The organism is Candidatus Curculioniphilus buchneri endosymbiont of Curculio glandium (assembly GCF_964275155.1).
GTDB classification, from domain to species: Bacteria; Pseudomonadota; Gammaproteobacteria; order Enterobacterales; family Enterobacteriaceae; genus Curculioniphilus; species Curculioniphilus buchneri.
Genome location: NZ_OZ193413.1, coordinates 527570 through 542654, shown reverse-complemented (window position 1 = coordinate 542654; position 15085 = coordinate 527570). Strand labels below are relative to the sequence as shown.

Genomic DNA, 15085 nt, shown 5'->3' with positions numbered 1-15085 from the left:
TTTTCCAACTAAACCTAAAAGTAATATCATACACGGCGCTTTTTAGGTGGCCGACAACCGTTATGGGGAATTGGAGTAACATCAGTGATATTAGTAATACGAAATCCGGCCGCATTTAATGCGCGAATAGTGGATTCGCGACCTGGGCCCGGTCCGTTAATCATAACTTCTAAATTTTTAATTCCATATTCTTTTACAGCCTCAGCACAACGCTCCGCGGCGACTTGTGCGGCAAAAGGAGTAGATTTACGAGAACCACGGAAACCAGAATCACCGGAAGTTGCCCAACCCAAGGCATTTCCTTGTCGATCAGTAATAGTAACAATAGTATTATTAAAAGAAGCATAGACATGAGCTATACCATCCAAGATTTGCTTTTTAATGCGTTTATGTATACGAACAGGAGCTTTAGCCATTAATTGATTTATCCTGATTATTTCTTAATTATTTTTCGCGGACCTTTACGAGTACGTGCATTCGTTTTGGTACGTTGTCCATGGACTGGAAGACTACGACGATGACGTAAACCACGATAAGTGCCAAGATCCATCAAGCGCTTTATATTCAAGCTGACTTCACGACGTAAATCACCCTCTACAACAAATTTGGATACTGCATCACGCAATGCATCAAGTTGTGTCTCAGATAGCTCACTAATTTTAGTATTTCCAGTAATTTCCACAGTTGTACAAATATTTTGTGAGCGAGTTTTACCAATACCATAGATTGACATTAATGCAATAACAGTATGTTTATGATCAGGAATATTTATACCTGCTACACGGGCCACTTTTACTCCTATTATTTTCGTGTTTAAAAACAATACTATAAAAAGCATTGTCCTTTAAAAATTTAAACAATATTATAAATTATGGTAACTAGAATTAGCTAACTGGTCAATTTAGCTAAATTACTATAATTTTTCAAGAAAATGTTAACAAGATTAGCCTTGTCGTTGTTTATGCTTAAAGTCGGCATTGCAAGTCACATAAACTATTCGATTACGTTTAACAATTTTGCAGCTGCGACATAACTTTTTAACAGAAGTACGTACTTTCATTGTACTCTCCGTATTTTTTAAAATTACCAACTAATTCGTGCTTTTAAAAATATCAACTAAATTAGTTAATTTATCGATGGTTATACCCCTTTAAATTTGCTTTTTTCAAAATAGATTCATACTGATTCGACATCATTACAGTCTGTATCTGAGATATAAAATCCATAATTACTACAACCACGATTAATAGCGATGTACCTCCAAAATAAAAAGGCACCTGCATTGCGTCACGCATAAATTCTGGTATTAGACAAATAAAAGTAACGTACATAGCACCAAATAGAGTTAAACGAGTCATCACTTTATCAATATATTTAGCCGTTTGCTCACCAGGACGAATGCCTGGTATAAAAGCGCCTGACTTCTTTAAATTGTCTGCTGTTTCACGTGGATTAAAAACTAACGTTGTATAAAAAAAACAGAAAAATATAATAGTACTTACATATAATAATACATACAGTGGTTGTCCAGGTTGTAAATAAAGTGAAATAACAGTCAACCATTTCCAACCTGTGCTACCCCCAAACCAAGATGTGAGAGTAGCCGGAAAAAGAAGAATACTAGAAGCAAAAATTGCTGGAATAACGCCGGCCATATTTACTTTTAGTGGTAAATGTGTGTTTTGGGCTGCATACACACGACGTCCGTGCTGTCTATGAGGATAATTAACAACAATGCGACGTTGACCCCGTTCAATAAATACGACAAAAGAAGTTACCATTAAGATAAGTATAACAATAAACAATAATAATAAAAAATGTAAATCACCTCGTCTAGCTTCTTCTATTGTATGGCCAATGGCAGGAGGTAATCCTGCTACGATACCTGAAAAAATAATAATTGAGATTCCATTTCCGATACCTCGTTCAGTAATCTGTTCACCTAACCACATTAAGAATATTGTTCCACATACTAAACTTATAATTGCAACAAAATAAAACGTAAAACCTGTATTAATAACTAAACCTTGCATTCCAGGTATATGTGGTAAACAAGTAACAATACCAACTGATTGAAATATAGCTAATAGTAATGTACTATATCGAGTGTATTGATCAATTTTTCGTCTTCCAGTTTCACCTTCTTTTTTTATCTCTGATAATGTTGGATGTAATGCCGTTAATAATTGAATTATAATAGATGCTGAAATATAAGGCATAATTCCTAAGGCAAAAATTGAAGCACGGTTAAGAGCGCCACCAGAGAACATATTGAACATTTCAATGATAGTACCTCGTTGTTGTTCCAGTAAATTTGAAAGTATTGTAGAATCAATACCAGGAATTGGAATAAAGGAACCTATACGAAAAACAATCAGAGATCCAATAACAAACAATAATTTATGTTTTAACCCTCTAAGTTTATCATGAGTGTTTTTAAAAAAAGCCCCTGATTGTTTAACCATTCGCTATTTATTCCTCAATTTTACCACCAACGGCTTCGATTGCAGCACGGGCACCTTTAGTGACACGTAATCCACGTATAATCACAACCTGTTTAATTTCACCAGATAAAATAATTTTAACGAAACGAACGTGGCTTCGCACAATATTAGTAACTTTTAGTGTATCTAGATCAATTATTTTTCTTCCAATGCCAATTTGTGTTAAATCGGATAAACGAATCTCTGTAGTAATCATAGACCTACGCGAAGTGAACCCGAACTTTGGAAGACGACGATATAGAGGCGTCTGGCCTCCTTCAAAACCTCGACGTATACGGCTACCTGAACGAGATTTTTGTCCCTTGTGACCACGACCAGCAGTTTTTCCTAAACCAGATCCCACACCACGTCCCGGACGCTTAGAGTAGTGTTTGGAATCTTTAGCCGGAGATAGAGTATTTAAATACATCTCTTACTCCTTGATTTTAACCATATAGGAAATTGATTTAATCATACCACGCACTGCAGGGGTATCTTCACGTTCAACAACTTGACCTATACGGCGCAATCCTAAACCAATTAGAGTTGCTTTGTGTTTAGGTAGTCGCCCGATAGAACTACAAGTTTGAATGATCTTAATAATTTTTTGCATGATTAACCTAAAATTTCTTTAACAGATTTACCACGTTTAGCTGCAATTATTTTGGGAGATTGCATCATGCTAAGAGCATGAACAGTTGCACGTACTATATTGATTGCATTAGTTGAACCATAAGCTTTTGCTAATACATTATGAACTCCTGCAACTTCTAAAACAGCGCGCATAGCACCACCTGCAATAATACCGGTGCCTTCAGAAGCCGGCTGCATAAATACGTGAGATCCTGTATGTATACCTTTTACTGCATGTTGCAAAGTGCCATTTTTTAGTGTAATATTTAGCATGTTACGACGGGCTTTTTCCATTGCTTTTTGTATTGCTGCTGGAACTTCTCTTGCTTTACCATATCCAAAACCAAGACGACCATTACCATTACCAACAACTGTCAGTGCTGTAAAACTAAAAATACGACCGCCTTTTACGGTTTTAGATACACGATTTACTGCAATTAATTTTTCTTGTAATTCAGCAAATTGTTTTTCAATATGTATCATTATTTATACCACTGATTTAGAACCGTAGTCCAGCTTCACGAGCGGCGTTTGCCAGTGCATGAATTCGACCATGGTATTGAAAACCGGAACGGTCAAAGGCTACATTATGAATACCTTTTTGTAATGCGCGCTCTGCGATTATTTTACCTACAACAATAGCAGCATCTTTGTTTCCGGTACCTTTTAATGTTTTCGAAATATCCTTTTCTATAGTAGAAGCGGCGATTAGAACTTCAGAACCATTCGGTGCAATAATTTGTGCATAAATATGACGTGAAGTACGGTGTACCACTAGGCGTATAGCACCTAATTCTTGAATTTTTCGTCGCGTGCGAACTGCACGACGGATACGAGCTGCTCGCTTATCCATTAATATTTCTTACCTTCATCATGATTATTTTAAATAATCTTATTTCTTTTTGGCTTCTTTAGTATGTACAACTTCATTGGCATAACGAATGCCTTTACCTTTATAAGGTTCCGGACGGCGAAAAGACCGCAAATCCGCAGCTACTTGACCAATAACTTGTTTGTTTATACCTTTTAGTATAATTTCAGTTTGACTTGGACATTCTGCAATAACATCATTTGGTAAAATATAATTAATATGATGAGAAAACCCTAAAAATAAACTCAAGACTTTATTTTTGATAATAGCACGATAACCTACGCCTATCAGCTGTATTTTTTTAGTAAATCCTTCAGTTACACCAATGATCATACTATTCAGTAATGCACGTGTAGTACCTGCTAATATCCAACCATTGATATGGCGACGACCTTCTTCATCACATGGAATAAAGGTCAACTGACCATCAATTTTATGAATACGAACAATTTCATGGACAGTATAAATTAATTCTCCATTTGGACCTTTAACTAAAACGTTCTGCTCGTTAATTGTTATCTCAACATTTGGAGGAATAACGATAGGTACTTTAGCAACACGAGACATGTTTTCCTCATAATTAAACTACGTAGCAGATGATTTCTCCGCCAAGACCGACTTGACGAGCTGTACGATCAGTCATGATACCTTTAGAAGTAGAAACAACTACGACACCCATACCCGCCATTACTTTCGGTAATGCATTTTTTTTCTTATAGATGCGTAAACCAGGTCGACTGACACGCTTTATATATTCTATTACAGGTTTACTTTGGTAATATTTAAGTTCTAATTTAAGGTTAGGTTTAATATCACCTTCAATTTTATAATCTCTAATAAAACCTTCTTTTTTCAATAAATTAACGATTTCAATTTTAAGTTTAGAAGCAGGAATAGAAATCACAGATTTATTTGCTGACTGACCATTACGGATACGAGTTAACATATCTGCAACTGGATCTTGCATACTCATATATTTTATCCTCGTAAATTCATAGATCAATTACCAACTAGCCTTTCTTAAGCCCGGAATTTCACCACGCATAGCAGCTTCACGGACCTTAATACGGCTTAATCCAAATTTTCTAAGAAAGGCATGTGGTCGACCAGTTTGACGACAACGATTGCGCTGACGAGATGGACTAGAATCGCGTGGTAAAGTTTGTAGCTTAAGCATTGCGTTCCAACGCTCTTCATTAGAAATATGAACATTAGAAATGACAGTTTTAAGTATTATACGCTTTTTAAATAGCTTACATGCTAATTTCATTCGTTTAACTTCACGTACTTTCATACATTGTTTAGCCATGATGTGTAACAACCCTACTTTCTTTTCGGAAAGGAAAATTAAAAGCAGTTAACAGTGCACGGCCTTCATCATCAAATCTTGCAGTAGTAGTAATAGTAATATCCAAACCACGAATACTATCTATTTTATCATAATGAACTTCCGGGAAAATTATTTGTTCACGTATACCCATGCTATAATTACCTCGACCATCAAATGATTTTTCAGAAAAACCACGAAAATCACGAATACGTGGTATAGCAACAAAGATTAATCGTTCAAAAAATTCCCACATGCGTTTACTACGCATGGTTACCTTGCAACCTATCGGATAGCCCTGTCGGATTTTGAATCCAGATATAGACTTTTTTGCTTTTGTAACAATTGGTTTTTGACCAGAAATTACAGTTAAATCAGTTATGGCGCTATCTAAAAATTTCTTATCCGTAACGGCGTTACCTACACCTGTATTTAATGTGATCTTTTCGATTCGCGGAACTTGCATGATAGAATGATAGTCAAACTGTTCCATCAGTTGATATATTATTTTATTTTTGTAAAAATCGTACAATTTTACCATTTTATCACTCCATATTACTCAATCAATTGACCGTTAGATTTTAAAAATCTCATTTTTTTTCCATTGTTGATTCTAAAACCAATGCGTTCAGCTTTATTGGTAACGGTGTTAAAAACTGCAAGATTTGAAAGATCAATTACTGATTCTATTTCAACAATACCACCCAGCCGATTCATAGCTGGAAGTGGTTTTTGATGTTTTTTTACAAGATGAATACCTTCTACAACAGCTTTTCCTGTGGAAAGAACATGTATTACTTTACCACGTTTTCCTTTATCTCTACCATTGAGTACAATAACTTCATCACCACAACGAATTTTTGCTGCCATAATTCTATTCCTCAAAGCACCTCAGGGGCTAACGAAATAATTTTCATGAATTTTTCAATACGTAACTCACGAGTTATCGGTCCAAAAATGCGTGTGCCTATGGGCTGTTCATTATTATTTAATAAGACACAAGCATTTTCATCAAATCGAACAACAGAACCATCAGAACGGCGCACACCTTTTTTTGTGCGTACTATAACAGCTTTCAGAACATCGCCTTTTTTTACTTTTCCACGAGGAATCGCTTCTTTAATAGTAATTTTTATTACATCGCAAATACCTGCATATCTACGTCGTGAACCACCTAGTACTTTAATGCACATTACGCGTCGTGCACCAGAGTTATCTGCTACTGTTAACATCGTTTGTTCTTGAATCATGATAGTAATCCATTGATGTCAAACTTTATATTAATAACATAAATCTATCTAAAAGATAAATTTGTTTGATGTAAGTATAATAAAAATTATAATGAAATACGGCAACATAACACCCATTTCTACAATTTATATAAGTAGAAAAAATTCTTTAATATAAGAATAAATGTTTGTTAAAGTTAAATCAAAAATCATTCAACTTTATATAATCGATTTTTCTACAATACGAATCAATTTCCAAAATTTAGTTTTAGAAATTGGACGGGATTCTCTAATTTCAACGATATCTCCGATTTTACTATCATTATTTTCATCATGCACATGAAGATTAGTAGTACGTTTTATGAATTTTCCATAAATTGGATGTTTTATAAAACGTTCAAGAGTAACAGTAATAGACTTTTCCATCTTATCATTAATGACTCTACCTTGTAGTGTACGCATTTTACTGTTCATTATTTTTCTGTTTTTCAGTTAATAACATGTTGATACGTGCAATATTACGACGTACCTGTCTTAACAAATGAGTTTGTTTTGTCTGACTACTCGTAATTTGCATACGTAAGTTAAATTGTTCTCGTAATAGGCTAATTAATGTCATTTTAAGCGCACTAACGTTTTTTTCACGTAGCTTCTGTATTTTCATCATTACAATATCATCATTTTGCTTATAAATGCAGTTTTAATTGGTAGTTTTGCAGCTGCAAGTTTGAAAGCTTCGCGAGCTAGTTCTTCTGTAATCCCATCCATTTCGTAAAGAATTCTACCTGGCTTAATCAAAGAGACCCAATATTCCACATTACCTTTACCTTTACCCATACGCACTTCAAGCGGTTTTTTCGTAATCGGTTTATCTGGAAAAATCCGGATCCATATTTTCCCTTGACGCTTAATTGCCCGTGTCATCGCACGACGTGCTGATTCAATTTGACAAGCAGTTAAACGACCGCGGTCGATGGCCTTAAGACCAAACATACCGAAGTTGATATCCATACCAATTGACAAACCACGGTTACGACCCTTTTGCATTTTTCGGAATTTTGTATGTTTTGGTTGTAACATTACAACTCTCCTTACTTGCGATTTTTACGAGGTTGTTTTTTCAGTGGAGATAGTTGTTCTGGTGGGTCAATAGCAACCATACCACCAAGAATCTCACCTTTAAAAATCCATACTTTTACACCAATAACACCATAAGTTGTATATGCTTCAGCAATACTATAATCGATATCTGCACGCAAAGTATGTAAAGGAACACGACCTTCTCGATACCATTCAGTACGGGCAATTTCCGTACCTCCAAGACGACCACTAATTTCAACTTTGATTCCTTTGGCGCCTAGTCGCATAGCATTTTGTACTGCGCGCTTCATTGCGCGTCGGAACATAATTCGGCGTTCTAACTGTGAGGCAATACTCTTGGCAACTAACTTCGCATCTAACTCTGGTTTACGAATTTCAGTGATATTAATTTGTGCTGGAACACCAGTAAGTTCTGCTATTATCTTTCTCAATTTTTCAACGTCTTCACCTTTCTTGCCGATCACAATGCCTGGACGAGCAGTATAAATTGTAACGCGAATGCTTTTAGCTGGACGTTCAATTAACACTCTAGAAATTGCAGCACTTGATAATTCTGTATTCAAAAACTGTCGAACTTTAAAATCACTTTCTAGATTATTAGCAAACTCTTTGGTATTTGCATACCAAGTAGAATTCCAAGATTTAACAATACCTAATCGTAGACCATTTGGATGTACTTTTTGACCCATCTTCTAATCTCCAGATTATTAATGATCGGATACAATTATAGTAATATGACTAGTGCGTTTTAAAATACGGTCTGCGCGACCTTTAGCACGAGGCATAACGCGCTTTATACTTGGGCCTGTATCGACGAAAATTTTTTTAATTTTTAAGTCGTTGACATCTGCACCATCATTATGTTCAGCATTAGAAATAGCAGATTCCAATACTTTTTTGATTAAACCAGCTGCTTTTTTATTAGTATAAGTTAGAATTTCTAAAGCTCGTGACACTTTCTTTCCGCGTATTAAGTCAGCTACTAGCCGAACTTTTTGTGCAGAAGAACGAGCTCGACGATGCTGAGCGACAGTTTCCATGTAATCTATTATTTCCTATATTATCGTTTCTTAGCTTTTTTATCAGCTGCATGGCCACGATAAGTACGTGTCGGAGCAAATTCACCTAATTTGTGACCAATCATTTCATCGGCAATAAAAATCGGTACATGTTGCCGTCCATTATGAACAGCAATAGTTAACCCAATCATTTTAGGAAAAATTGTTGAACGACGAGACCAAGTACGAATGGGTCTTTTATCACTGCTTTCCACTGCTTTCTCTACTTTTTTTAGCAAATGTAGGTCGATAAATGGACCTTTTTTGAGAGAACGTGGCATTATTATTTATCCTCTAATATTATTTAATGCGTCGACGCATGATAAATTTGTCAGTGCGTTTATTATTGCGTGTTTTCTTACCTTTAGTCTGAACACCCCAGGGAGACACTGGATGCTTTCCGAAATTTCGACCCTCACCACCACCGTGTGGGTGATCAACCGGATTCATTGCTGTACCACGAACAGTTGGACGAATATTTCGCCATCGACTAGCACCAGCTTTACCCAATACACGTAGCATATTTTCAGCATTACCGACTTCTCCTATGGTTGCACGGCATACTGACTGAAGTCTTCTTATTTCACCAGAACGTAAACGTAATGACACATATGCAGTGTCTCGAGCCACTATTTGAGCATAAGCACCGGCAGAACGTGCCAGTTGACCACCTTTACCTGGTTTCATTTCTATATTATGTATTATTGAACCAAGAGGAATATTTTGCATCGGCAAAGTATTACCTATTTTGATTGTCGCACCAGCGCCAGAGTGAATTTGATCGTTAATTGTTAGTCCTTTTGGCGCTAAGATATAGCGGCGTTCACCATCTTTATATAAAATCAGCGCAATGTTAGCGGAACGATTTGGATCGTATTCTAAACGTTCTACAATAGCAGGAATATTATCTTTATTACGCTTAAAATCAATTAAACGATAGTATCGCTTATGTCCACCACCGATATGACGTGTAGTGATACGTCCATTATTATTACGACCACCAGATTTGCTAATAGTTTCTAACAAGGGTATATGGGGCTTGCCTTTATGAAGTTCAGAATGAACTATTTTAATCACATGACGACGACCTGGCGATGTCGGTTTACAATGAATAATTGCCACCGTTCTTAATTTCCTTTAAATGATTCAGCATTGCTAATGAAATCTATATTTTGGCCTTGTTTAAGAGTAACATAAGCTTTTTTCCAGTTGATGCGGCGACCAATACGTTGTCCATGACGTTTTCGTTTACCTTTAATAATGAGAGTATGCACGTTATTAACTTCAACCTCAAATAATGTATGTACAGCAGCTTTAATTTCTGACTTATTCGCATCTTTAGCAACTTTGAAAACAATAGTATGAAACTTCTCCATCCTAGATGATGCCTTTTCAGATAGGTGAGATGCACGTAATACTTTTAAATAACGCTCTTCATTAATCATACTAGAATATCCTCAATGTGTCTAATAGCATTAGTTGTCATAACAACTGTACCACAAGAAATCAAATTTATAGGATTGATACTTGAAGTGTCATGTACATGTACTTTATGAAGGTTACGCGCAGCCAAAAATAATGTTTTATCTAACGTAGATGTAATAATTAATATGTTCTGTACTAAGTTTATGTCTTTCAATTTTTCTACTAGTGTTTTAGTTTTTGGCACTTCGATAGAAAATTGTTTAAACACAAACAAACGCTCCTGGCGTATAAGTTCTGATAAAATGCTTCTTAATGCCCCACGATACATTTTTTTATTTACTTTTTGGGTATAATCTCGTGTTTTTGCAGCAAAAGTTACACCACCAGAGCGCCAAATTGGACTTTTTAAACTACCAGAACGTGCGCGTCCACTTCCTTTCTGACGCCAGGGTTTTTTATTGGAACCAGTGACTTCAGAACGATTTTTTTGAGCACAAGTTCCTTGACGTGCACTTGCCATATAGGCTTCCACGACTTGGTGAACCAATGGTTCATTGAAATGGCATCCGAACACAGTTTCAGAAACAGTCAGCGTAGTTTTTACATCTTCTAATACCAATTCCACTGTCTATCTCCTTAAAGTTACATTTTAATAGCTGGTTTAACGATCAGATCACCACCAGTTGATCCTGGTACAGCACCTTTAACCAATATGAAATTATTGTGTATATCAACACGAATTATATCTAAGTTTTGAACGGTAACACGTTCATTACCTAATTGACCTGCCATTTTTTTGCCTTTAAATACTTTTCCTGGAGTTTGGTTTTGACCAATAGAACCTGGAACTCGGTGGGACAATGAATTACCGTGACTTGCATCTTGAGTTCGAAAATTCCAGCGTTTTACGCTACCAGAAAATCCTTTACCTTTTGAGACGCCAGTAACATCAACTTTTTTAATATTAAGAAAATATTCAACCGCGATGCTTTGACCAGCAACAACAATCGTTTTTTCTATATCTTTAATGCGAAACTCCCATAATCCTCGGCCAGCTCTAACACCTGATTTTAAAAAATGACCTGCTTCTGATTTTTTTACTTTATTGTTCTTTTTATCACCAGTTGTAAGCTGAATTGCATGGTATCCATCGCTTTTTAGATCTTTGATTTGAGTTATGCGGTTAGCTTGAATTTCAATAATAGTAACTGGAATAGAAACACCATTTTCAGTAAAAATTCGAGTCATACCTATTTTGCGTCCGATTAAACCGTGCATTATTTTAACCTCATAATACTTAATATTCTAATTAGCCTAAGCTAATTTGCACATCTACACCAGCTGCTAAATCTAAACGCATTAAAGCATCAACAGTTTTTTCAGTAGGTTCAACAATGTCAACCAAGCGCTTGTGCGTACGAATTTCATACTGATCTCGTGCATCTTTATTTACATGTGGTGAAATCAAAACAGTAAATCGTTCTTTATGAGTAGGCAATGGTATCGGACCACGTACTTGAGCACCAGTACGTTTAGCAGTTTCGACAATTTCCATAGTTGATTGATCAATTAAACGATGATCAAAGGCTTTTAAACGGATGCGGATCCTTTGGTTCTGCATGAGCCGGAGTTCCAATTATGTATAAGCGTAAGGAAACATTCATACCCATCATAACTAATGGGTATACAATTATTAGTACTCGTCTTTTATGTTGAGTGACTTCTGATTATAGTATAAGAAGTTCGAAATAACTTAACTATCAGTTGATGATTACTTCAATTGATATTTAGAATCACAGCGAACTATTGTATTTAATTTCATTTCAAAAAGCAAGCATAAGGAAAATTCATTGCTTACGTAATAAACTTTACGTACCATTACATTATCGATGTAATGCATACTTCTCACTTCAGTTAAGATCACACCTATGAATGTTAAAATTTTAATGTAAAAAAGCAGTGATAAATTCATATTATCATAATGTTGTATATGTCTCAAGTGAAATCATAATGCAGCATATAGATGTATGATAAAAAATTAAAAATAACAATCCCTATAAAAACTAACGTATAAAATTATAGGCACATAAAGAATAACATCAAATTAATTAATGAATGAACAAAAACTTTTGTAACAGCAGCTTCTAAGCATCATAATCAGAGAAATGTACGTACATTTGTTTACGTGCTACGTACATACGCACATTTGAAGTAGTACATTAGTTTAATTAACTACAATGTTGTAAATATTATGGAACTAGTCAACAGAATAGCTCAATAAAAAAATATAATATAATTTTACCTTAATCTATTTCATGATTTTTTATATTCAAAGTAACGTTTACTACTAGGTAATGTCTATTAATATAACTTTTAGACACCATGATTTTGGCAGTTAGAAGACCTAATTTTATCACATAGAGAAAAAATCTGGATATTCAATTACATAGTGTCTGAGAACATATTATAATTTTGATTCAACTGTCTTTGAGACATATTTCCTTAAATTTTAACATCAGAGATCTTAATCTTTTCATATTAATATAATTCTATTAACAATACAAGTAAAGTGAACATAAATTTCAAAATTAAAATTTGGATCATTTCATAAATAAAATTGAAGATTTATAGTCTAATGACATATTACACATAATTAGATATCCAATTCTATAATTATGTGATCTTTACGGTGATATTTAATTTAAATGATATTCTATAAATCAGAAAACCGAATAATTAAAACTCTATTTGTTTTGTTTTCGATAAATCATTTTTATTATAACATCCATCCATGAGAAATGGAGATAAGAAGATATGTTATTTATTTGAAAACTATGATATGATCATACATATCGGTATATGGTATTTCGCAATCGATATTCAATCTATAATCAGGATGAATATTGATTTTAAGATATTAATTGGTAATTAAATGATACACTTATAGATATTGTATTTGGCACAGATATTTAGTTTTTTTATAAGTGGGAATTCAATAGTTCATTAAGTACATTTGTACATTTATTAACAGGATACAACCAGAACACCATGAAATTAGACTTAGTTATAACAATATTAAAATAATTTTTTCTATTAATTTTTTTACACACACTTTTACGAAAGGGAAATCTTATATGGAAAATAAACCAACTGCTCGCCAACTTGCTTTTGAATATCTTCGTAGACTATCAGAAGAATTGAGTCCTGCCGACTATTTGACGCGATTTGAACAACTAGAATCAGAATTTAGTGCATTATTATGCACTACAAACACACATAGTAAACCATCAGGTTTATGTGAATTTTTATCACGTTTATGTTCCAAACACAGATGAGAAAATTATAGTTTAAGGATCTTAAAATTATTTTTTACTTTGGAGAAGGTAAATGTATATATGGACATTACATAAAAGTTGGAATCAAAATGCTTGTAAGCTATTCTTGATATAACAAGAATAGTCCTGACATGTTAAAAAAACGGTCTTAATTACTTAACTAAAAGTGAACGTACATTGTTTATAGTATATTTGTCATGTTTATTTTTGATAGTAAGTGGGGGTTCATTCGTTGATTTTGTTGGTAGAAAACTTTAATCTTTAAAACTGTGTACTTAGCTGTTTTTTGCATAGTAATAGATTATTTTGTGATGCATTAATATTGGACAAAATTCTATAAAGTTAACCAATGATAAAAGAAAGGTACTTATACCATATTTTTTCGGCTTTCAGATAAGTTTTAAATCTGGCAATAAATTCTATTAAATCTATCTAATAAACCTCATTTAAATTTTAAACTATTTTATTTTTTAAATAAAAAACTATTTTTTCTAAACGATGAAGATATTCAAATAATTAAATTTATTTCATTGCACTTAAAGTTCAGTTAACAGCGCTGCAAATAGATCACAGTCAATGGTTTCGATTTTTTTACAATTATCATACAAGATATTAGTAATATAATCACATCATAGATTATAAATTTTTGTAAGTTTAATTGTCTCGATATTTAGAGTTATCTAAAAATAATGTTTTCAACCAACATTATATTAATATAAAATAAATTTGTAGGAATTTTACTTCTAACATTCTTATTTATAATATCTCTTGTAAGAATGAAATTATGACCATTACTTCTAATAAAAGTGTATGTGTATTAGTGGTTTCTATTACTAATAAAACAATAAGTATGATTAATCTATAAGTAGGTGAATATTACGATGAACAACTGTTAGAAATTTTAGTTGGACGTAAGAATATTATTTGATGTTATTACAATTAATTAATTATTATTTTGAAGTAAGAATTAACTAATTATGATAAGAAGCTATTATTAAATATTTGTACTAACATATATTCAGCGATACTATAATTATCCATCTAACTATATCAATATAATGCAGATACACTTAAATTTAAGCAAGTATTCGCCGAATTTACATTCTTTTATATTTAACTTGAGTTAAATATTTTTGATCTAATATAGAGCTAATTTAATTAACTAATGGGATTATTAATACTTATGTGGATAAAAATCATCAGTTATGATTTCACATTAGTAATAAACTGTTAATGTATAGGATATACGCAGTAGTCTCCATTAAGATAATAGCATATACTCAACTCAGTCCCTTGACTAATAGGATTTATGGACTAATAGGACTTATGAATGTTTTGAATGTCTTCTTGTCTCATTGAATGTCATAATATTCTCTTTTATAAAATTCATAATTACTTAATCATGACTTTAATGTTTATTAAAAAAATAGTTTTTATCTTATAGAATTAAGATGTTTATATATATTTATATTTATATAATTTTAATATACCAATAGCATTGATATGTTTTTAATTTATGCTTATTGTATTAATACAATTAAAGTTAATAAGCAGAGAACCACTATAATAATATATCAATATGATAGCAAAAAATAATTCAAAAAAAGGATGTTATCCTGAAGT

The 15085-nt window shown here is 33.3% G+C and carries 26 protein-coding genes; 1 reads left to right on the top strand and 25 read right to left on the bottom strand.

The window, feature by feature from the left end:
- Nucleotides 1-26: 26 nt before the first annotated feature.
- The 25 genes from rpsK to rpsJ form a co-directional block, all read right to left on the bottom strand.
- Nucleotides 27-416 carry a 30S ribosomal protein S11 gene (gene rpsK / locus ACICP0_RS01640; RefSeq protein WP_395480206.1) on the bottom strand — a complete coding sequence of 130 codons (390 nt, stop codon included), beginning with the start codon at nt 414-416 and terminating at the stop codon, nt 27-29.
- A gap of 17 nt (nt 417-433) precedes the next feature.
- The gene (gene rpsM, locus ACICP0_RS01635) at nt 434-790 is read right to left on the bottom strand and encodes a 30S ribosomal protein S13 (protein ID WP_395480205.1); all 357 of its coding nucleotides are present in this window, start codon (nt 788-790) and stop codon (nt 434-436) included.
- A gap of 153 nt (nt 791-943) precedes the next feature.
- Nucleotides 944-1060, bottom strand: coding sequence for a 50S ribosomal protein L36 (rpmJ, locus tag ACICP0_RS01630; protein ID WP_395480204.1), 117 nt, complete (start codon nt 1058-1060; stop codon nt 944-946).
- Between the two features lie 70 nt (nt 1061-1130).
- On the bottom strand, nt 1131-2465 hold the full coding sequence (secY, locus tag ACICP0_RS01625; RefSeq protein ID WP_395480203.1) for a preprotein translocase subunit SecY: 1335 nt from the start codon (nt 2463-2465) through the stop codon (nt 1131-1133).
- Nucleotides 2466-2472: 7 nt separating this feature from the next.
- Nucleotides 2473-2913 carry a 50S ribosomal protein L15 gene (gene rplO / locus ACICP0_RS01620; protein ID WP_395480202.1) on the bottom strand — a complete coding sequence of 147 codons (441 nt, stop codon included), beginning with the start codon at nt 2911-2913 and terminating at the stop codon, nt 2473-2475.
- Between the two features lie 3 nt (nt 2914-2916).
- The gene (gene rpmD, locus ACICP0_RS01615) at nt 2917-3096 is read right to left on the bottom strand and encodes a 50S ribosomal protein L30 (protein ID WP_395480201.1); all 180 of its coding nucleotides are present in this window, start codon (nt 3094-3096) and stop codon (nt 2917-2919) included.
- 2 nt (nt 3097-3098) lie between these two features.
- The gene (rpsE, locus tag ACICP0_RS01610) at nt 3099-3599 is read right to left on the bottom strand and encodes a 30S ribosomal protein S5 (protein WP_395480200.1); all 501 of its coding nucleotides are present in this window, start codon (nt 3597-3599) and stop codon (nt 3099-3101) included.
- A 16-nt stretch (nt 3600-3615) separates the two neighbouring features.
- Nucleotides 3616-3969, bottom strand: a complete 354-nt coding sequence (gene rplR, locus ACICP0_RS01605; protein WP_395480199.1) for a 50S ribosomal protein L18 — start codon at nt 3967-3969, stop codon at nt 3616-3618.
- 39 nt (nt 3970-4008) lie between these two features.
- Nucleotides 4009-4554: a 50S ribosomal protein L6 gene (rplF, locus tag ACICP0_RS01600; protein ID WP_395480198.1), complete on the bottom strand. Its 546-nt coding sequence runs from the start codon at nt 4552-4554 to the stop codon at nt 4009-4011.
- 13 nt (nt 4555-4567) lie between these two features.
- The gene (rpsH, locus tag ACICP0_RS01595) at nt 4568-4960 is read right to left on the bottom strand and encodes a 30S ribosomal protein S8 (RefSeq protein WP_395480197.1); all 393 of its coding nucleotides are present in this window, start codon (nt 4958-4960) and stop codon (nt 4568-4570) included.
- 30 nt (nt 4961-4990) lie between these two features.
- Nucleotides 4991-5296 carry a 30S ribosomal protein S14 gene (rpsN, locus tag ACICP0_RS01590; RefSeq protein ID WP_395480196.1) on the bottom strand — a complete coding sequence of 102 codons (306 nt, stop codon included), beginning with the start codon at nt 5294-5296 and terminating at the stop codon, nt 4991-4993.
- A complete protein-coding gene (gene rplE / locus ACICP0_RS01585; RefSeq protein WP_395480195.1) occupies nt 5289-5855 on the bottom strand; it encodes a 50S ribosomal protein L5 in 567 nt (188 codons plus the stop codon). Before rplE ends, rpsN begins: the two co-directional genes overlap by 8 nt.
- Before the next feature lie 14 nt (nt 5856-5869).
- Nucleotides 5870-6184, bottom strand: coding sequence for a 50S ribosomal protein L24 (gene rplX, locus ACICP0_RS01580; protein ID WP_395480194.1), 315 nt, complete (start codon nt 6182-6184; stop codon nt 5870-5872).
- 11 nt (nt 6185-6195) lie between these two features.
- On the bottom strand, nt 6196-6564 hold the full coding sequence (rplN, locus tag ACICP0_RS01575; RefSeq protein WP_395480193.1) for a 50S ribosomal protein L14: 369 nt from the start codon (nt 6562-6564) through the stop codon (nt 6196-6198).
- A gap of 198 nt (nt 6565-6762) precedes the next feature.
- The gene (rpsQ, locus tag ACICP0_RS01570) at nt 6763-7017 is read right to left on the bottom strand and encodes a 30S ribosomal protein S17 (RefSeq protein WP_395480192.1); all 255 of its coding nucleotides are present in this window, start codon (nt 7015-7017) and stop codon (nt 6763-6765) included.
- Complete coding sequence (gene rpmC / locus ACICP0_RS01565; protein ID WP_395480191.1) at nt 7007-7207, bottom strand: 50S ribosomal protein L29; 201 nt, start codon at nt 7205-7207, stop codon at nt 7007-7009. Before rpmC ends, rpsQ begins: the two co-directional genes overlap by 11 nt.
- 2 nt (nt 7208-7209) lie before the next feature.
- Nucleotides 7210-7623: a 50S ribosomal protein L16 gene (gene rplP / locus ACICP0_RS01560; RefSeq protein ID WP_395480190.1), complete on the bottom strand. Its 414-nt coding sequence runs from the start codon at nt 7621-7623 to the stop codon at nt 7210-7212.
- Between the two features lie 11 nt (nt 7624-7634).
- On the bottom strand, nt 7635-8333 hold the full coding sequence (rpsC, locus tag ACICP0_RS01555) for a 30S ribosomal protein S3 (RefSeq protein ID WP_395480189.1): 699 nt from the start codon (nt 8331-8333) through the stop codon (nt 7635-7637).
- Between the two features lie 18 nt (nt 8334-8351).
- A complete protein-coding gene (gene rplV / locus ACICP0_RS01550; protein WP_395480188.1) occupies nt 8352-8684 on the bottom strand; it encodes a 50S ribosomal protein L22 in 333 nt (110 codons plus the stop codon).
- Between the two features lie 20 nt (nt 8685-8704).
- The gene (gene rpsS / locus ACICP0_RS01545; protein WP_395480187.1) at nt 8705-8983 is read right to left on the bottom strand and encodes a 30S ribosomal protein S19; all 279 of its coding nucleotides are present in this window, start codon (nt 8981-8983) and stop codon (nt 8705-8707) included.
- A 19-nt stretch (nt 8984-9002) separates the two neighbouring features.
- A complete protein-coding gene (gene rplB / locus ACICP0_RS01540; RefSeq protein WP_395480186.1) occupies nt 9003-9824 on the bottom strand; it encodes a 50S ribosomal protein L2 in 822 nt (273 codons plus the stop codon).
- A gap of 5 nt (nt 9825-9829) precedes the next feature.
- Nucleotides 9830-10147 carry a 50S ribosomal protein L23 gene (rplW, locus tag ACICP0_RS01535; RefSeq protein ID WP_395480185.1) on the bottom strand — a complete coding sequence of 106 codons (318 nt, stop codon included), beginning with the start codon at nt 10145-10147 and terminating at the stop codon, nt 9830-9832.
- A complete protein-coding gene (gene rplD / locus ACICP0_RS01530) occupies nt 10144-10752 on the bottom strand; it encodes a 50S ribosomal protein L4 (RefSeq protein ID WP_395480184.1) in 609 nt (202 codons plus the stop codon). Before rplD ends, rplW begins: the two co-directional genes overlap by 4 nt.
- Before the next feature lie 17 nt (nt 10753-10769).
- Nucleotides 10770-11405 carry a 50S ribosomal protein L3 gene (rplC, locus tag ACICP0_RS01525; RefSeq protein ID WP_395480183.1) on the bottom strand — a complete coding sequence of 212 codons (636 nt, stop codon included), beginning with the start codon at nt 11403-11405 and terminating at the stop codon, nt 10770-10772.
- Between the two features lie 31 nt (nt 11406-11436).
- On the bottom strand, nt 11437-11748 hold the full coding sequence (gene rpsJ / locus ACICP0_RS01520; protein WP_395480182.1) for a 30S ribosomal protein S10: 312 nt from the start codon (nt 11746-11748) through the stop codon (nt 11437-11439).
- Between the two features lie 1513 nt (nt 11749-13261).
- On the opposite strand from rpsJ, the gene ACICP0_RS01515 reads away from it, so the two are divergent.
- On the top strand, nt 13262-13462 hold the full coding sequence (locus tag ACICP0_RS01515; RefSeq protein ID WP_395480181.1) for a YdiH family protein: 201 nt from the start codon (nt 13262-13264) through the stop codon (nt 13460-13462).
- Nucleotides 13463-15085 lie beyond the last annotated feature (1623 nt).

Coding starts and splice junctions, on each gene's coding strand:
- rpsK (WP_395480206.1), bottom strand. CDS start 416: ATGGCTAAAGCTCCTGTTCGTATACATAAACGCATTAAAAAGCAAATC.
- rpmJ (WP_395480204.1), bottom strand. CDS start 1,060: ATGAAAGTACGTACTTCTGTTAAAAAGTTATGTCGCAGCTGCAAAATT.
- secY (WP_395480203.1), bottom strand. CDS start 2,465: ATGGTTAAACAATCAGGGGCTTTTTTTAAAAACACTCATGATAAACTT.
- rplO (WP_395480202.1), bottom strand. CDS start 2,913: ATGTATTTAAATACTCTATCTCCGGCTAAAGATTCCAAACACTACTCT.
- rpmD (WP_395480201.1), bottom strand. CDS start 3,096: ATGCAAAAAATTATTAAGATCATTCAAACTTGTAGTTCTATCGGGCGA.
- rpsE (WP_395480200.1), bottom strand. CDS start 3,599: ATGATACATATTGAAAAACAATTTGCTGAATTACAAGAAAAATTAATT.
- rplR (WP_395480199.1), bottom strand. CDS start 3,969: ATGGATAAGCGAGCAGCTCGTATCCGTCGTGCAGTTCGCACGCGACGA.
- rplF (WP_395480198.1), bottom strand. CDS start 4,554: ATGTCTCGTGTTGCTAAAGTACCTATCGTTATTCCTCCAAATGTTGAG.
- rpsH (WP_395480197.1), bottom strand. CDS start 4,960: ATGAGTATGCAAGATCCAGTTGCAGATATGTTAACTCGTATCCGTAAT.
- rpsN (WP_395480196.1), bottom strand. CDS start 5,296: ATGGCTAAACAATGTATGAAAGTACGTGAAGTTAAACGAATGAAATTA.
- rplE (WP_395480195.1), bottom strand. CDS start 5,855: ATGGTAAAATTGTACGATTTTTACAAAAATAAAATAATATATCAACTG.
- rplX (WP_395480194.1), bottom strand. CDS start 6,184: ATGGCAGCAAAAATTCGTTGTGGTGATGAAGTTATTGTACTCAATGGT.
- rplN (WP_395480193.1), bottom strand. CDS start 6,564: ATGATTCAAGAACAAACGATGTTAACAGTAGCAGATAACTCTGGTGCA.
- rpsQ (WP_395480192.1), bottom strand. CDS start 7,017: ATGAACAGTAAAATGCGTACACTACAAGGTAGAGTCATTAATGATAAG.
- rpmC (WP_395480191.1), bottom strand. CDS start 7,207: ATGAAAATACAGAAGCTACGTGAAAAAAACGTTAGTGCGCTTAAAATG.
- rplP (WP_395480190.1), bottom strand. CDS start 7,623: ATGTTACAACCAAAACATACAAAATTCCGAAAAATGCAAAAGGGTCGT.
- rpsC (WP_395480189.1), bottom strand. CDS start 8,333: ATGGGTCAAAAAGTACATCCAAATGGTCTACGATTAGGTATTGTTAAA.
- rplV (WP_395480188.1), bottom strand. CDS start 8,684: ATGGAAACTGTCGCTCAGCATCGTCGAGCTCGTTCTTCTGCACAAAAA.
- rpsS (WP_395480187.1), bottom strand. CDS start 8,983: ATGCCACGTTCTCTCAAAAAAGGTCCATTTATCGACCTACATTTGCTA.
- rplW (WP_395480185.1), bottom strand. CDS start 10,147: ATGATTAATGAAGAGCGTTATTTAAAAGTATTACGTGCATCTCACCTA.
- rplC (WP_395480183.1), bottom strand. CDS start 11,405: ATGCACGGTTTAATCGGACGCAAAATAGGTATGACTCGAATTTTTACT.
- rpsJ (WP_395480182.1), bottom strand. CDS start 11,748: ATGCAGAACCAAAGGATCCGCATCCGTTTAAAAGCCTTTGATCATCGT.
- ACICP0_RS01515 (WP_395480181.1), top strand. CDS start 13,262: ATGGAAAATAAACCAACTGCTCGCCAACTTGCTTTTGAATATCTTCGT.